General features: G+C 58.9%; 18 protein-coding genes. 1 reads left to right on the top strand and 17 read right to left on the bottom strand.

Annotated features, from left to right (window positions below; translation table 11 throughout):
- Window positions 1–18: 18 nt before the first annotated feature.
- The 16 genes from hisS to trmJ form a co-directional block, all read right to left on the bottom strand.
- A complete protein-coding gene (hisS, locus tag AC07V4_RS23830) occupies window positions 19–1,308 on the bottom strand; it encodes a histidine--tRNA ligase (RefSeq protein WP_431752326.1) in 1,290 nt (429 codons plus the stop codon).
- 21 nt (window positions 1,309–1,329) lie between these two features.
- A complete protein-coding gene (ispG, locus tag AC07V4_RS23835) occupies window positions 1,330–2,439 on the bottom strand; it encodes a flavodoxin-dependent (E)-4-hydroxy-3-methylbut-2-enyl-diphosphate synthase (RefSeq protein WP_104994745.1) in 1,110 nt (369 codons plus the stop codon).
- 2 nt (window positions 2,440–2,441) lie between these two features.
- Window positions 2,442–3,431 (bottom strand): RodZ domain-containing protein, encoded by a 990-nt coding sequence (locus tag AC07V4_RS23840; RefSeq protein ID WP_492638332.1) that lies wholly within the window; start codon window positions 3,429–3,431, stop codon window positions 2,442–2,444.
- Window positions 3,431–4,189, bottom strand: coding sequence for a type IV pilus biogenesis/stability protein PilW (gene pilW / locus AC07V4_RS23845; RefSeq protein WP_492638333.1), 759 nt, complete (start codon window positions 4,187–4,189; stop codon window positions 3,431–3,433). The genes AC07V4_RS23840 and pilW overlap by 1 nt, the downstream gene beginning before the upstream one ends.
- A gap of 12 nt (window positions 4,190–4,201) precedes the next feature.
- Entirely contained in the window at window positions 4,202–5,350 is a 1,149-nt protein-coding gene (gene rlmN, locus AC07V4_RS23850) for a dual-specificity RNA methyltransferase RlmN (protein WP_025859274.1), read from the bottom strand.
- Between the two features lie 29 nt (window positions 5,351–5,379).
- A complete protein-coding gene (gene ndk, locus AC07V4_RS23855; RefSeq protein WP_060754319.1) occupies window positions 5,380–5,805 on the bottom strand; it encodes a nucleoside-diphosphate kinase in 426 nt (141 codons plus the stop codon).
- A gap of 91 nt (window positions 5,806–5,896) precedes the next feature.
- Entirely contained in the window at window positions 5,897–6,097 is a 201-nt protein-coding gene (gene iscX, locus AC07V4_RS23860; protein ID WP_492638334.1) for a Fe-S cluster assembly protein IscX, read from the bottom strand.
- A gap of 14 nt (window positions 6,098–6,111) precedes the next feature.
- Window positions 6,112–6,453, bottom strand: a complete 342-nt coding sequence (gene fdx, locus AC07V4_RS23865) for an ISC system 2Fe-2S type ferredoxin (protein WP_032890689.1) — start codon at window positions 6,451–6,453, stop codon at window positions 6,112–6,114.
- Window positions 6,454–6,456: 3 nt separating this feature from the next.
- Window positions 6,457–8,319, bottom strand: coding sequence for a Fe-S protein assembly chaperone HscA (gene hscA, locus AC07V4_RS23870; protein WP_492638335.1), 1,863 nt, complete (start codon window positions 8,317–8,319; stop codon window positions 6,457–6,459).
- Window positions 8,320–8,372: 53 nt separating this feature from the next.
- Window positions 8,373–8,894, bottom strand: coding sequence for a co-chaperone HscB (gene hscB / locus AC07V4_RS23875; RefSeq protein WP_123715337.1), 522 nt, complete (start codon window positions 8,892–8,894; stop codon window positions 8,373–8,375).
- 8 nt (window positions 8,895–8,902) lie between these two features.
- Complete coding sequence (gene iscA / locus AC07V4_RS23880) at window positions 8,903–9,226, bottom strand: iron-sulfur cluster assembly protein IscA (RefSeq protein ID WP_010565230.1); 324 nt, start codon at window positions 9,224–9,226, stop codon at window positions 8,903–8,905.
- A gap of 28 nt (window positions 9,227–9,254) precedes the next feature.
- Complete coding sequence (gene iscU, locus AC07V4_RS23885) at window positions 9,255–9,641, bottom strand: Fe-S cluster assembly scaffold IscU (protein WP_007929523.1); 387 nt, start codon at window positions 9,639–9,641, stop codon at window positions 9,255–9,257.
- Between the two features lie 99 nt (window positions 9,642–9,740).
- A complete protein-coding gene (locus AC07V4_RS23890; RefSeq protein WP_431752330.1) occupies window positions 9,741–10,955 on the bottom strand; it encodes an IscS subfamily cysteine desulfurase in 1,215 nt (404 codons plus the stop codon).
- A gap of 50 nt (window positions 10,956–11,005) precedes the next feature.
- Window positions 11,006–11,497 (bottom strand): Fe-S cluster assembly transcriptional regulator IscR, encoded by a 492-nt coding sequence (gene iscR, locus AC07V4_RS23895; RefSeq protein ID WP_003194020.1) that lies wholly within the window; start codon window positions 11,495–11,497, stop codon window positions 11,006–11,008.
- Between the two features lie 298 nt (window positions 11,498–11,795).
- Entirely contained in the window at window positions 11,796–12,581 is a 786-nt protein-coding gene (gene cysE, locus AC07V4_RS23900) for a serine O-acetyltransferase (protein WP_492638336.1), read from the bottom strand.
- A gap of 2 nt (window positions 12,582–12,583) precedes the next feature.
- Window positions 12,584–13,354 carry a tRNA (cytosine(32)/uridine(32)-2'-O)-methyltransferase TrmJ gene (trmJ, locus tag AC07V4_RS23905; RefSeq protein WP_492638337.1) on the bottom strand — a complete coding sequence of 257 codons (771 nt, stop codon included), beginning with the start codon at window positions 13,352–13,354 and terminating at the stop codon, window positions 12,584–12,586.
- Window positions 13,355–13,499: 145 nt separating this feature from the next.
- Here trmJ and suhB point away from each other — a divergent pair, with 145 nt between their 5' ends.
- Window positions 13,500–14,315, top strand: a complete 816-nt coding sequence (gene suhB, locus AC07V4_RS23910; RefSeq protein ID WP_003175971.1) for a type III secretion system regulator SuhB — start codon at window positions 13,500–13,502, stop codon at window positions 14,313–14,315.
- 119 nt (window positions 14,316–14,434) lie between these two features.
- Here the strand turns inward: suhB and AC07V4_RS23915 are convergent, their stop codons facing one another.
- Window positions 14,435–14,974 carry a glycine zipper 2TM domain-containing protein gene (locus AC07V4_RS23915; RefSeq protein ID WP_492638338.1) on the bottom strand — a complete coding sequence of 180 codons (540 nt, stop codon included), beginning with the start codon at window positions 14,972–14,974 and terminating at the stop codon, window positions 14,435–14,437.
- Window positions 14,975–15,063: the final 89 nt, after the last annotated feature.

Genomic DNA, 15,063 nt, shown 5'->3' on the forward strand with positions numbered 1-15,063 from the left:
TTCGGCTGTTCGACAGCTTCAACCCTGCACGACGCAGGTGGCCAGGTGCGCAGCGAGCGCATCAAAGGCAATGTTTTGTTGTTCGCCCTGGCCACGCAGGGGTTTGAAACCTATCACTTGCTGGGCCAGTTCGTCATCGCCGAGGATCAGCGCGTACAACGCACCGCTCTTGTCAGCCTTCTTGAACTGGCTCTTGAAGCTGCCGGCGCCCGCATTGATCTGCAGGCGCAGGTTCGGCAGTTGGTCGCGTACTTTTTCGCTCAAGGCCAGGGCCGCCAACTCGGCAGCCTCGCCAAAGGCGCACAGGTACACATCCACCTGACGGGAGATTTCTTCCGGGATCTGCTCCAGGGTTTCCAGCAACAGGATTAGCCGCTCGATACCCATGGCGAAACCCACGCCCGTGGTCGGCTTGCCGCCCATCTGCTCAACCAGACCATCATAACGACCACCGGCACACACCGTGCCCTGGGCGCCAAGCTTGTCGGTGACCCACTCGAATACGGTCTTGCTGTAGTAATCGAGGCCGCGTACCAGTTTCGGGTTGATCACGTAGGGAATACCGGCTGCATCCAGACGAGCCTTGAGGCCCTCGAAGTGCGTGCGGGATTCGTCGTCCAGGTAGTCGGCCATCTTCGGCGCATCGACCAGAACAGCCTGGGTGTCGGCGTTCTTGGTATCCAGCACGCGCAACGGGTTGGTCTTCAGACGGCGTTGACTGTCTTCATCCAACTTGTCCAGGTGGGCGGACAGGTATTCGACCAGGGCCTCGCGGTAGCGGCCTCGGGATTCGCTGGTGCCCAGGCTGTTGAGTTCGAGCTTGACCGCGTCGCGGATGCCCAACTGGCCCCACAGGCGCCAGGTCAGCACGATCAACTCGGCATCGATGTCCGGACCGTCCAGGTTGAAGACCTCACAACCGATCTGGTGGAACTGGCGATAACGACCTTTTTGCGGACGCTCGTGGCGGAACATCGGGCCGATGTACCAGAGCTTCTGAGTCTGGCCACCACCGGTGATGCCATGCTCAAGCACGGCGCGCACGCACGCGGCAGTACCTTCCGGACGCAACGTCAGGGAGTCGCCGTTGCGGTCTTCAAAGGTGTACATCTCTTTTTCAACGATGTCGGTCACTTCACCGATGGAGCGCTTGAACAGCTCGGTGAACTCGACGATCGGCATGCGGATCTGCTTGTAACCGTAGTTATCCAGCAAACGCGCGACCGTGTTCTCGAAGTAGCGCCACAGTGGCGTCTGCTCCGGCAGGATGTCGTTCATGCCACGAATGGCTTGCAGAGACTTGCTCACATCTAATCCTTAAATTCGTTCTTAGCCGCGCGCGATCAGCGCTGCGTCAGCCGCGACCTTCTCGGCCGCTTTCTCGCGGATCAGCCGTTCAAGCTCATCCACCAGATTGTCATTCGTCAACTTCTGCGCCGGCTTGCCGTCGATGTAGATCAGGTTCGGTGTGCCACCGGTCAAACCGATGTGCGCCTCTTTGGCTTCACCCGGGCCGTTGACCACGCAACCGATCACCGCAACATCCAGCGGCACCAGCAGGTCTTCGAGGCGCCCTTCAAGATCGTTCATGGTTTTCACCACGTCGAAGTTCTGCCGCGAGCAGCTCGGGCAGGCAATGAAGTTGATGCCACGGGAACGCAAATGCAGGGATTTGAGAATGTCGTAACCGACTTTCACTTCCTCTACCGGGTCTGCCGCCAGGGAGATGCGGATAGTATCGCCAATCCCTTCGGCGAGCAGCATACCGAGACCCACCGCAGATTTCACTGTGCCTGAACGCAAACCGCCCGCTTCAGTGATACCCAGGTGCAGCGGCTGCACGATTTCCTTGGCCAGCAAGCGGTAGGCCTCTACCGCCATGAACACGTCGGAGGCCTTTACGCTGACCTTGAAGTCCTGGAAATTCAGGCGCTCAAGGTGCTCAACGTGGCGCAGCGCCGATTCAACCAGCGCCGCCGGGGTGGGCTCGCCGTATTTCTTTTGCAGGTCTTTTTCCAGGGAACCGGCGTTGACGCCGATACGGATTGGAATGCCACGGTCACGGGCAGCGTCTACCACTGCACGCACACGATCTTCACGACCGATATTGCCCGGGTTGATACGCAGGCAATCCACACCCAGTTCGGCTACGCGCAAGGCGATCTTGTAGTCGAAGTGAATATCGGCGACCAGCGGCACCTTGACCAGTTGCTTGATGCGGCCGAACGCCTCGGCGGCGTCCATATCCGGCACGGAAACCCGCACGATGTCGACGCCGGCCGCTTCCAGACGATTGATCTGGGCAACAGTGGCAGCCACATCATTGGTGTCGCTGTTGGTCATGCTCTGTACCGCGATAGGGGCATCGCCACCCACCGGCACCGAGCCGACCCAGATCTTGCGCGATACGCGACGTTTGATTGGAGATTCGCCGTGCATGACTATTGTCCCAACTTGAGGCGAGCAGTCTCGCCACTGGTGAACGGCGCCACGTCCACAGGCTGGCCGTTATAGGCCACTTGCGCGCCACGGGCATAGCCCAGACGCAGCGTCAAAGGAGGCTTGCCGCCCTGGTCGAGCGTATCTCCCTTACGCTTCAGACCGCTAAACAGCACTTTGCCATTGCCATCGGTGACTTGCGTCCAGCAGTCAGCGATGAAGGTAATTTGGATGTGGCCGTCGCCGGCGATCAACGCGGGCGCAGCGGGTGCAGCAGGCGCGGCAGCAACAGGAGCAGCCGGGGCGACTGGCGCGGTGACTACTGGAGCCGGCGTCGGTGCGACTGGAGCGGCAGGCGTCGCAGGTACGGCTGGGGCTGGTACAGCAGCGGTCGCGGCAGGGGTGATATCCGCTTGCGGGACTGGCTGCTCGGTAGTAGCCGGTGCTTGAGGTGTGCCCTGGGCTTCGGTGACGGCCTGGTCTTCCGGCTCATCCAGCGGATGGATCTGGGTGGTGCCGTCGGCGCTTTCGACTTCGACGTGCTCCAGGGCGTTGCTGGTCAGGTCCTTGGTACGCTGGGAGGTCTGGTCTTGCCACCAGACGAAACCGCCACCGATCACGGCGATCAGCAGCAGGAGACTGACAATACGCAAAATAGTGTGGGAAACCCGTACCGGCTCTTCGATACGGCCCAGGCCATGGACATTGCTGCCCTGGGAATCGGTACCGGTGAACTGGTCGAATTCCTGGACCAGAACAGCCTGGTCGATGCCCAGCAGCTTGGCGTAGGCACGAATATAGCCGCGGGCAAACGTATGCCCCGGCAACTTGTCGAACGCTCCAGCTTCCAGGTTGGCCAGTGACGTGCTGGTCAAATTGAGCTTGAGGGCCACTTCTGCCAGCGACCAGCCATTGCTTTCGCGGGCCTGACGCAAGGTCTCGCCTGGGTTTACGCGATTAGCTGCTACAACTTCCGGGTGCGCCGCTTTCATCATTGCTCCGACAGGTATTGCTGATATTCCGGCGTACCGGGATAGAGTCGTTCGAGTTGCTGGCCAAAACGTGCGGCCGTATCGGGTTCTTCATGAACCGTCGCCAGGCGCACACCGAGCAATAGACTACGTGCATTTTGCCCGCTGAGCAGGCTAAAACGCTCGTAATAGTCACGTGCCGGCACATAATGCCTGTCTTCGTAAGACAACTCAGCCATTTCGAGCAAAGCCCGTGGCTGACGACGGTTCAAATGCAGGGCTTTTTCCAACTGCTGGCGAGCACTATCACGCTGGCCGAGACGCACCGAGGTGACGCCCAGGTTCTCAAGCACACGCGACCGCTCGGGGTAGAGGGGATCGGTAGAGGCTTGCTGAAAATAATGGGACGCCTGGTCATATCGTTTCTGCTCGAACAGAAAGCTGCCGTAGTTGTTCAGCAACCGTGGATCAGCAGGACGGGCGGCCAGGGCCTTGTGGAAATACTGGTCGGCCAGTTCAGGCTCGGCCTGGGCCTGAAACACCAAGGCCAGGGCGGCATTCGCGTCGGCATCATCGCGGTCCAGCTCAAGGGCCTTCTTCAACGGCACCTTGGCCTGCTCGCTCATGCCTTGCCGCAGGTAACCCAAACCCAGTTGCACATAGGCAACTCGCGCCTCGTCACGGCCTTTACCGGTTTGCAAAGGGCTGTCATGGCCCGACGAAACACAACCGGCCGCAAGGCCGGTAACAAGCAAGAGCAGCGCAAGGCGCAAGGGCATAGAGATCCTCTCTCAGATTCGATTCACAGCGATTTGCGGCAAATCGTCAGCGGCGTTCAATTCGCGCACGGCGATATAGCGTTCGCTGCGGCGGGTGCGATCCATCACCTGCCCTACCAACTGACCACAGGCCGCGTCGATGTCTTCACCACGGGTGGTGCGTACGGTGACGTTGTAACCGGCCTGGTGCAGTTGATCCTGGAAACGGCGGATAGCGTTGTTGCTCGGCCGCTCGTAGCCAGAATGGGGGAACGGGTTAAACGGAATCAGGTTGATCTTGCACGGGATGTTCTTGAGCAACTCGATCATCTCGACCGCGTGCTCAACCTTGTCGTTGATGTCTTTGAGCAAGGTGTACTCGATGGTCAGCACGCGCTTTTCGCCCAGGGACGACATGTAGCGCTGGCAAGATTCGAGCAGCATCTTAAGCGGATACTTCTTGTTGATCGGCACCAATTGGTTACGCAATGCGTCATTGGGTGCGTGCAGCGACAACGCCAGGGAGACGTCGATGTGCTTGGACAGCTCATCGATCATCGGCACCACGCCGGAGGTCGACAGGGTCACACGGCGCTTGGAGATGCCGTAGCCCAGGTCGTCCATCATCAAATGCATGGCCGAAACGACGTTGTCGAAGTTCAGCAGCGGCTCACCCATGCCCATCATCACCACGTTGGTGATGGCACGGTCGACGGTCGCCGGGACGCTGCCAAAGGATTTGTTGGCAATCCACACCTGGCCGATCACTTCGGCGGCGGTGAGGTTGCTATTGAAGCCTTGCTTGCCGGTGGAGCAGAAACTGCAGTCCAGGGCACAGCCTGCCTGGGACGAAACGCACAAGGTGCCGCGTTTGCCCTGGGGAATGTATACGGTCTCGACGCAGCTGCCGGACGCCACGCGCACCACCCACTTACGGGTGCCGTCGCTGGAGATGTCCTCGCTCACCACTTCAGGACCACGGACCTCAGCAATGGCCTTGAGCTTGTCGCGCAGGGCCTTGCTGACGTTCGTCATGGCGTCGAAATCGTCAACGCCAAAGTGGTGAATCCACTTCATTACCTGACCGGCACGGAAACGCTTCTCCCCGATTGAGTCGAAGAATTTCTCCATTTCCGGCTGAGTCAGACCCAGCAGGTTGGTTTTAACAGTCGATGTAGTCATGGATTCACCCTCACTCTTTAAGCCGATGCTTAGCGAGCGGTTACTTCAGTAGCAGCGAAAAAGTAAGCGATTTCGCGAGCAGCAGCGGCTTCGGAGTCCGAACCGTGAACAGCGTTGGCGTCGATGGACTCAGCGAAGTCAGCACGGATGGTGCCGGCAGCTGCTTCTTTAGGGTTGGTAGCGCCCATCAGCTCACGGTTCAGAGCGATAGCGTTTTCGCCTTCCAGAACCTGAACAACAACAGGACCGGAGATCATGAAGGCAACCAGGTCGCCGAAGAAGCCACGAGCGCTGTGCTCAGCGTAGAAGCCTTCAGCTTCAGCCTTGGACAGTTGCTTGAGTTTCGAAGCTACAACCTTCAGGCCGGCTTTTTCGAAACGAGTGGTGATCTCGCCGATGACGTTTTTTGCAACAGCGTCAGGCTTGATGATGGAGAAAGTACGTTGAACAGCCATGGTGTAACTCCAGAAACGGTAATTTACGAAAAATTAAACCCGCGAATTATACGCGGGTTATTGGGTATTGCCTAACTGCGTAAGGGAGGCGTCAGTCCTGTTCTTCTTTCCAGGCAGTCTGGATAGCCTCCAGGACCTTCTCGCCACCGCGATCCCGCTCATCTTCAAACCCCGGCAAAGCGATGACCATGTCACGCAAAGCGACAAAGTTCAGCGAATAGGGGTCCAGATCCGGATGACCATCAGCCAACAGAATGGCGATTTCTTGTACATCAACCCATTTCAGGCTCATGACATTTCCTTGAATCAATGCGGCGCTTCGGCAGCATGGTTGAGCGAATACTTCGGAATTTCGACAGTGATGTCTTCCGTCCCGACCTTTGCCTGACAGCTTAGGCGCGATTGCGCCTCAAGGCCCCATGCCCGATCAAGAAAGTCCTCCTCCAGCTCATCCGCTTCTTCAAGGGAGTTGAAACCCTCACGAATGATGCAATGGCAGGTAGTGCAAGCGCAGACACCGCCGCAGGCACTCTCGATTTCGATGTGGTTGTCATGGGCAACTTCGAGGATGGACTTGCCGGTCTCAGCCTCCACAACCATACCGTCCGGGCAATGCTCGGCGTGTGGCAGAAAAATGACCTGCGGCATTAATTATTCCTCGATTTCATTCAGGTTGCGCCCGGCCAGTGCGGCTTTCACCGTCTGATCCATGCGGCGGGCAGCAAAAGCATCGGTCACTTGCGACAGACGCTTGGTCTGCTGCTCGATGGCATAACCATCGGTGCCCTTCATCAGTTCGGCCAGTTCCTGCATCTGCAGGTCGATGACCATACGCTCTTCGGCATCCAGCAGACGTTCGCCATCGACGTCCAAGGCGCCCTGCACAGCTTCAAGCAGGCGCTGGGCATCCACTTGCTGCTCACGCAGCACGCGGGCGACCTTGTCGTCACCGGCATACTGGAACGAGTCCTTGAGCATCTTGGCGATTTCGCCGTCGGTCAGACCGTAGGACGGCTTGACCTGGATGCTGGCCTCAACGCCCGAGCCCAGCTCACGCGCAGCCACATTCAGCAGGCCGTCGGCGTCAACCTGGAAGGTCACGCGAATCTTCGCAGCACCCGCCACCATCGCCGGGATGCCGCGCAATTCGAAGCGCGCCAGGGATCGGCAATCGCTGATCAGCTCGCGCTCGCCTTGCAGCACGTGGATCATCATGGCCGTCTGGCCATCTTTGTAGGTGGTGAAGTCCTGGGCACGGGCGACGGGGATGGTGGTATTGCGTGGAATCACCTTCTCCATCAGGCCGCCCATGGTTTCCAGCCCCAGGGACAACGGAATCACGTCAAGCAGGAGCAGTTCGCCACCATCACGCTTGTTGCCCGCCAACGTGTCGGCCTGGATTGCAGCGCCGATGGCAACGACTTGATCCGGGTCGATTTCCGTCAGCGGCTGACGACCAAAAGCTTCGGCCACTGCCTCGCGAACACGTGGTACGCGGGTAGAACCGCCGACCATGACCACGGCACCCACATTTTCCAGCTCGACACCGGAATCACGCACAGCGCGACGGCAGGCTTTAAGACTGCGGGCGACCATCGGTTCGATCAACGAATCGAAGGCTTCGCGAGTCAGCCGGGCCGACCAGTTGCCGTAGGACACTTCAACAGATGCCGCATCAGTCAGAGCTTCTTTGGCGGCGCAGGCGGCTTGCAGCAAGTTGCGCTGGGCGCCCGGGTCCAGGTCGGCCGACAAGCCGGCGCTGGTGATGATCCAGCCAGCGATAGCGTGATCGAAGTCATCGCCGCCCAGGGCGCTGTCGCCACCGGTCGCCAACACTTCAAAGACGCCGCCGGTCAGGCGCAGGATCGAGATATCAAAGGTGCCGCCGCCCAGGTCATAGATCGCAACCAGGCCCTCGGCGTGCTGATCCAGGCCATAGGCCACGGCGGCGGCTGTCGGCTCGTTGAGCAAGCGCAGCACATTCAGGCCGGCGAGTTTTGCCGCATCCTTGGTGGCTTGGCGCTGGGCGTCGTCGAAATAGGCCGGAACCGTGATCACCGCACCGACCAGTTCGCCACCCAAAGTGGTTTCCGCACGCTGGCGCAGTACCTTGAGAATTTCGGCTGACACTTCCACAGGGCTTTTCGGGCCTTGTACGGTGTCGATAAATGGCATGTGGGATTCGCCGCCGACAAAGCGGTAAGGCAGTTGATCACCCAATTGCTTGACGTCGGACAGCCCACGACCCATCAAGCGCTTGACCGACAGCACGGTATTCAACGGATCGGCAGACGCTGCCCGCTTGGCCGACTCACCGACTTCGGTGCGATCAGCGTGATAGCGCACGGCAGAGGGCAGGATCACCTGGCCATCGGCGTCGGGCAGCGGCTCGGACAGGCCGCTGCGCAAGGCAGCAACCAGGGAATTGGTGGTGCCCAGGTCAATCCCGACCGCCAGGCGACGCTGGTGTGGTTGAGGGCTTTGGCCGGGTTCGGCGATTTGCAGTAGGGCCATGGTAATCAGGTCTTATCTGTCTATCAGGCGTGCATCACGGGCAGCACACTGGGTTAATCGTCGAGGCGCTCTTCTAGCTGGCGCACTTCGTAGGTGAGCTTGTCGAGGAACTGCATGCGCCGCATCAGGCGCTCGGCCTGCTCACGTTGCGCTGCGTCATCCCAACAGGCTGCGAAGCTTTCGTTGAGCTCATCCTGGGCCACTTTCAGACGACGCTTGAAGACTGCGACACCTGCCAGATCGGCTTCGTCCTGCAAGTCTTCGAGTTCTTCGCGCCACTGCATCTGCTGCATCAGGAAATCCGGATCGTGCACCGTGACTTCCAATGGCAACTCGCCCCCCTTCATCGCGAGCAGGTAACGCGCACGCTTCGGAGGACTTTTGAGAGTCTGATAGGCCTCGTTGAGGCTGGCCGACTGCTCCAGCGCCAGGCGTTGCTCACGCTCGGAAGCATCAGCGAAGCGGTCCGGATGCACCCCACGCGCCAATTCTCGATAGCGCGTGGCGAGCTGCTCAAGGTCCAGCCGAAAGCTCGGCTGCAGCTCGAATAAAGCGAAATGACAAGGAGTACCCACAAATAGCCTCAGATGTTGAAGCTTTCGCCGCAGCCACACTCACCGCGCACGTTGGGGTTGTTGAACTTGAAGCCTTCGTTCAACCCTTCCTTGACGAAATCGAGCTCGGTGCCGTCGAGATAAGTCAGGCTTTTAGGATCGATGATCACTTTCTCGCCGTGACTTTCGAAGACCTGGTCTTCCGCAACCACCTCGTCGACGAACTCCAGCACATAGGCAAGGCCGGAACAGCCTGTGGTGCGCACACCCAGACGAATCCCCTCACCTTTACCGCGCCCATCCAGGGAGCGCCGCACGTGCCGTGCAGCCGCTTCCGTCATGCTGATAGCCATCGTTGACTCCTTACTCGTCGCCAAATGCTTAGATCAAGCCTTTCTTCTGCTTGTAGTCGCGAACGGCTGCCTTGATGGCATCCTCTGCGAGTACGGAGCAGTGAATTTTCACTGGCGGCAAGGCCAGTTCTTCGGCCAGCTGAGTGTTCTTGATGGTCTCTGCTTCATCCAGAGTCTTGCCTTTCATCCACTCGGTCGCCAGGGAGCTGGAGGCGATAGCCGAACCGCAGCCATACGTCTTGAACTTGGCATCTTCGATGATGCCCTGCTCGTTGACCTTGATCTGCAGGCGCATCACATCACCGCACGCCGGAGCGCCGACCATGCCGGTGCCGACATCAGGGTCTTCCGCGTTCATCTTGCCGACGTTGCGCGGGTTTTCGTAGTGGTCGATGACCTTTTCGCTGTAAGCCATGGTACTGAATCCTCACTCATCAGGGCCGCTCTGGAACCCTGTAGAAACGCCTGCGTTTTCCGCCACGTTCCTACAGAGCTTGGGTGGCGGCTTCTATATTTAGTGTGCCGCCCACTCGATCTTGGAAATATCGACACCGTCTTTGAACATGTCCCACAGCGGCGACAGAGTGCGCAGCTTGTTGACGGCTTCGCAGACTTTCTGCGCGGCGTAGTCGACTTGCTCTTCAGTGGTGAAGCGGCCGAAGGTAAAGCGGATCGAGCTGTGTGCCAGCTCGTCGTTGCGGCCCAGGGCACGCAGTACATACGAAGGCTCAAGGGAGGCCGAGGTGCAGGCCGAACCGGACGAAACTGCCAGGTCCTTGAGCGCCATGATCAGCGACTCGCCTTCGACGTAGTTGAAGCTCAAATTCAGGTTGTGCGGTACACGGGCGGTCATGCTGCCGTTGATGTACAGCTCTTCAAGGTTCTCGACCTGCTTGTAGAAGCGATCGCTCAGGGCCTTGATGCGCACGTTTTCGGCAGCCATGTCTTCCTTGGCTACACGGAAGGCTTCGCCCATGCCGACGATCTGGTGGGTCGCCAGGGTGCCCGAACGCATGCCGCGCTCGTGACCGCCGCCGTGCATGGTGGCTTCGATACGCACACGCGGTTTACGGCTCACGTACAGGGCGCCGATGCCTTTAGGACCATAGGTCTTGTGGGCAGAGAACGACATCAGGTCGACTTTCAGTTTCGACAGGTCGATATCGACCTTGCCAGTGGACTGAGCGGCGTCGACGTGCAGCAACACACCTTTGGAGCGGGTCAGCTCGCCGATGGCTGCGATGTCGTTGATGGTGCCGATTTCGTTGTTCACGTGAATCACGGAAACCAGGATGGTGTCTTCACGCAGGGCCGCTTCGATCATGGCCGGGGTGACGATACCGTCGGTGGTTGGCTCAAGGTAGGTGACCTCGAAACCTTCACGCTCCAGTTGGCGCATGGTGTCCAGGACAGCCTTGTGCTCAATCTTGGTGGTGATCAGGTGCTTGCCTTTGGTCGCGTAGAAATGCGCGGCGCCCTTGATTGCCAGGTTGTCGGATTCGGTGGCGCCCGAGGTCCAGACGATTTCGCGTGGATCGGCGTTGACCAGATCGGCGACTTGGCGACGAGCGTTCTCGACCGCTTCCTCGGCTTTCCAGCCGAATACGTGGGAACGGGAGGCCGGGTTGCCGAAGTTTCCGTCAACCAGCAGGCATTCGCTCATCTTTTGCGCGACACGCGGATCAACCGGGGTGGTCGCTGAGTAATCAAGGTAAATCGGCAATTTCATGGACTTTCTCCTAAATCAGGCTGGCTGGCGTGCCGTTAGCTCTTCGGCTGTCACTCGACGGCGGACGCTTCAATCTTGTCCAGACGCGGCGCCTTGGTGTTGCAACGGCGCTGGTCCTGACGCTGGGCTACTTCTTGCACCTCACGGCGAGTCACAAGATCAGCCAAGCTGATACCACTCAAAAACTCATGGATCTGCAGACTCAAGTCACACCACAGGTGGTGCGTCAGGCAGGTGTCGCCGGCGTGGCAGTCACCCAGACCCTGGCATTTGGTGGCATCAACGGATTCGTTCACCGCGTCGATCACCTGGGCTACCTGGATGCCCTGCATATCGCGGGACAGCTGGTAACCGCCACCCGGCCCACGCACACTGGAAACCAAGTTGCTACGGCGCAATTTGGCAAACAGTTGCTCGAGGTAGGACAGGGAAATGCCTTGGCGCTCGGAGATATCGGCCAGGGACACCGGCCCAGTTTGCGCGTGCAAGGCCAAGTCAAGCATGGCGGTCACCGCGTATCGGCCTTTTGTAGTCAGTCTCATGGACAAGTACCAAGGTGTTTCAGAATGGGAGCGAGTATGCGATTCCCGAGTATTTAAGTCAACTATAAGACCTAGTACTTTAGTCAGGATTACCCGTAAAAAGGGCGCGCGAATCATAGCAGGATGGGGTGGGGACGAACAGCGGGAACAGGGCCAACCCTCAATCTCAAGACCAATGGAGATCAAATGTAGGAGCTGGCTTGCCTGCGATTGCGGTGGATCAGCGGCTCAAAAGGTGGCCGGCAGACCGCTATCGCAGGCAAGCCAGCTCCCACAGGGATTTTACCAGTCTTGAAATCTAGCCAGCCTTGGTGGCACCGGCTTCATCCTTGATCTCGGCAAAGTCCTCTTCGCGCAACTCTGGCAACTCTTTGGCACAGTAGGGGCTGCCGAGATCCTTCAGCGCACCACACATACCATCCAGCTTGCCATCCACCGCCTGCAAGTGATCGAGCAACTGGCCGATGGCGCGCGCCACCGGGTCAGGCATGTCCTCGCTGACGCCGTAGGCATCGAAGCCAATCTTCTCAGCCATGGCCTTACGCTTGGCCTCCTGCTCATCACCCACTTCCGGCTTGACGATGATTCGACCAGGGATACCGACAACCGTAGCGCCTGGAGGAACAGCCTTGGTCACCACCGCATTGGAACCGACCTTGGCACCCGCCCCCACAGTGAAAGGACCGAGTACCTTGGCCCCTGCCCCCACCACAACGCCATCACCCAGCGTCGGGTGGCGCTTGCCTTTGTTCCAAGTGGTACCACCCAGCGTCACACCCTGATAAAGGGTCACATCATCACCAATCTCGGCTGTTTCACCAATGACGATGCCCATGCCGTGGTCGATAAAGAAGCGGCGCCCCACCTTGGCTCCCGGATGAATCTCGATCCCAGTCAACCAACGACCAAAGTTCGACACCAGCCGCGCCAGCCATTTCCAGCCCATACCCCACAGGGCAGCGGACAGGCGGTGAATCCAGATTGCATGCATGCCTGGATAGCAAGTCAGCACTTCAAAGGCGTTGCGCGCCGCCGGGTCACGGTGGAAAACACTCTGGATATCTTCTCGCAAACGCTCGAACATTTTTAATCCTTCCGCTTAAGAAGCTCACCACGGGCCGCTTTTTGGGTTTCCGTGAGGATGCCACGCAATATATTCATTTCTGCTCGACTGACCGAGCTGCGCCCGTACAGGCGACGCAGGCGCGCCATCAAGTGCCGTGGTTTTTCGGGATCGAGGAACTCGATGGCCACCAGGGTTTGTTCCAGGTGTTCATAGAAACGCTCCAGCTCATCCATAGTGGCCAATTCGCCACTCTTGGTCGATGCGACCTCTTCCTTCTCCACTTTGCTTGGTTGGCCAGCCGCCGCCAGCCAGGCCATGCGCACTTCGTAGGTCAGCACTTGCACCGCCGCCCCAAGGTTCAGCGAACTGAACTCCGGGTCTGATGGAATGTGCACGTGGTAATGACATCGCTGCAGCTCTTCATTGGTCAGGCCGGAATCTTCACGACCGAATACCAGGGCGATTTCAGCACCTCCGGCCGCCTCCTCCACCACTTTGGAACCGCATTCACGCGGGTCCAGCAGCGGCCAAGGGATACGGCGATCGCGGGCACTGGTGCCGAGCACCAGGTTGCAGCCGACCAAGGCGTCTTCTAAGGTGGCGACGACCTGGGCTTTTTCAAGGATGTCATTGGCGCCGGATGCACGGGCATCGGCCTCGTGGTGCGGGAACACACGCGGTTCGACCAGCACCAGGCGCGTCAGCCCCATGTTTTTCATGGCTCGCGCCACCCCGCCGATGTTGCCGGGATGACTGGTATTGACCAAGACGACACGAATGTTTTGCAGCAAGGGAGGCGCTCTCGGACACGGGAAAGGGGAGCAAATCTTACAGAACAGCCTAAGGTTATGCCATGAAAGCTAACGTCGTCCTTCACCTGAAGAAAGTTTCTGCTAGAATGCCCGGCTTTCTTTAACAACCTTAGGTGACACATCCATGCAGCCCATGCTGAATATCGCGCTGCGCGCCGCCCGCAGCGCCAGTGAATTGATCTTCCGCTCCATCGAGCGCCTGGATACCATCAAGGTCGACGAAAAAGACGCCAAGGATTATGTATCCGAGGTGGATCGCGCCGCCGAACAGAAAATCATCGACGCGCTGCGCAAGGCCTACCCTACCCACGGCATCCTCGGCGAAGAAACCGGCCTGCACAAAGGTAGCGGCGAAGGCGAAGACTACCTGTGGATCATCGACCCACTGGATGGCACCACAAACTTCCTGCGCGGTATCCCGCACTTTGCCGTGAGCATCGCGTGCAAATACCGTGGCCGCCTGGAACACGCCGTTGTTCTGGACCCAGTCCGCCAAGAAGAATTCACCGCCAGCCGTGGCCGTGGCGCCCAGCTGAATGGTCGTCGCCTGCGCGTCAGCGGCCGCACCAGCCTGGACGGCGCCCTGCTGGGTACCGGTTTCCCTTTCCGTGACGACCAGATGGATAACCTGGAAAACTACCTGGGCATGTTCCGCGCCCTGGTTGGCCAGACTGCCGGCATCCGTCGCGCAGGCGCAGCGAGCTTGGACCTGGCCTACGTTGCCGCCGGTCGGTTTGATGCGTTCTGGGAGTCGGGCCTGTCCGAGTGGGACATGGCTGCTGGCGCCCTGTTGATCCAAGAGGCCGGCGGCCTGGTGAGCGACTTCACCGGCGGTCACGACTTCCTGGAAAAAGGCCACGTCGTTGCCGGTAACACCAAATGCTTCAAGGCAGTACTGACGGCGATCCAGCCGCACCTGCCGGCTTCGCTGAAGCGCTAAGTGAGCGAGCACAAAAAAGCACCCCTCGGGGTGCTTTTTTTATGCCTGGGATCAGGGAAAAACCCAATACAAATGAACCAAACACAGCCCACATTTGAGCGATACAAGGCTCGGGATTACTACTGGTTCTGGCCGAGAATCAGTCGACCTTCTTTGTCGACTGGAATCTGGCTACCAGGATCACGCTCCATACGCACGGTGCCTTCCTTGCCATCCAGGTTGTAACGCACGTCATAGCCGACAACCTTGTCACTGATGTCATTAACGGTATTACAGCGAGTTTGTGTGGTGGTGTAGGTGTCGCGGTTCTGCATGCCTTCCTGAACCTTGTTACCAGCGTAACCGCCACCGACCGCACCGGCCACGGTGGCCAGTTTCTTGCCATTACCACCACCGACCTGGTTACCCAACAAGCCACCGGCCAGCGCACCGACCACAGTGCCGATGATCTGATGCTGATCTTCTACAGGCTTCTGCCGCGTCACGGCAACGTCTTTGCAGACCTCACGCGGCGTTTTGATCTGGGTTTTGACCGGCTGTACCGCCAGTACTTGCGCATACTCAGGGCCGCTTTTTACCAGGCTGTAGGTGGCAACAGCGCCCCCGGCAGTCACACCGACAGCACCCAGTACCGCACCAACCAGCAACGACTTGTTCACATGAACCTCCTGACCATCACAAGCGGACTGAAACGTCCGCGCTATACCCAGCCTTGGAGCAAAAAAAAAGGCGCGAGTTCAATACTCGC

Source organism: Pseudomonas sp. GW821-FHT03A09 (assembly GCF_059421065.1).

What these genes read in the sequence shown, in the direction of transcription:
- ispG (WP_104994745.1), bottom strand. Translation starts at nt 2,439, where the DNA reads ATGCACGGCGAATCTCCAATCAAACGTCGCGTATCGCGCAAGATCTGG.
- AC07V4_RS23840 (WP_492638332.1), bottom strand. Translation starts at nt 3,431, where the DNA reads ATGAAAGCGGCGCACCCGGAAGTTGTAGCAGCTAATCGCGTAAACCCA.
- pilW (WP_492638333.1), bottom strand. Translation starts at nt 4,189, where the DNA reads ATGCCCTTGCGCCTTGCGCTGCTCTTGCTTGTTACCGGCCTTGCGGCC.
- rlmN (WP_025859274.1), bottom strand. Translation starts at nt 5,350, where the DNA reads ATGACTACATCGACTGTTAAAACCAACCTGCTGGGTCTGACTCAGCCG.
- ndk (WP_060754319.1), bottom strand. Translation starts at nt 5,805, where the DNA reads ATGGCTGTTCAACGTACTTTCTCCATCATCAAGCCTGACGCTGTTGCA.
- iscX (WP_492638334.1), bottom strand. Translation starts at nt 6,097, where the DNA reads ATGAGCCTGAAATGGGTTGATGTACAAGAAATCGCCATTCTGTTGGCT.
- fdx (WP_032890689.1), bottom strand. Translation starts at nt 6,453, where the DNA reads ATGCCGCAGGTCATTTTTCTGCCACACGCCGAGCATTGCCCGGACGGT.
- hscA (WP_492638335.1), bottom strand. Translation starts at nt 8,319, where the DNA reads ATGGCCCTACTGCAAATCGCCGAACCCGGCCAAAGCCCTCAACCACAC.
- iscA (WP_010565230.1), bottom strand. Translation starts at nt 9,226, where the DNA reads ATGGCTATCAGCATGACGGAAGCGGCTGCACGGCACGTGCGGCGCTCC.
- iscU (WP_007929523.1), bottom strand. Translation starts at nt 9,641, where the DNA reads ATGGCTTACAGCGAAAAGGTCATCGACCACTACGAAAACCCGCGCAAC.
- AC07V4_RS23890 (WP_431752330.1), bottom strand. Translation starts at nt 10,955, where the DNA reads ATGAAATTGCCGATTTACCTTGATTACTCAGCGACCACCCCGGTTGAT.
- iscR (WP_003194020.1), bottom strand. Translation starts at nt 11,497, where the DNA reads ATGAGACTGACTACAAAAGGCCGATACGCGGTGACCGCCATGCTTGAC.
- cysE (WP_492638336.1), bottom strand. Translation starts at nt 12,581, where the DNA reads ATGTTCGAGCGTTTGCGAGAAGATATCCAGAGTGTTTTCCACCGTGAC.
- suhB (WP_003175971.1), top strand. Translation starts at nt 13,500, where the DNA reads ATGCAGCCCATGCTGAATATCGCGCTGCGCGCCGCCCGCAGCGCCAGT.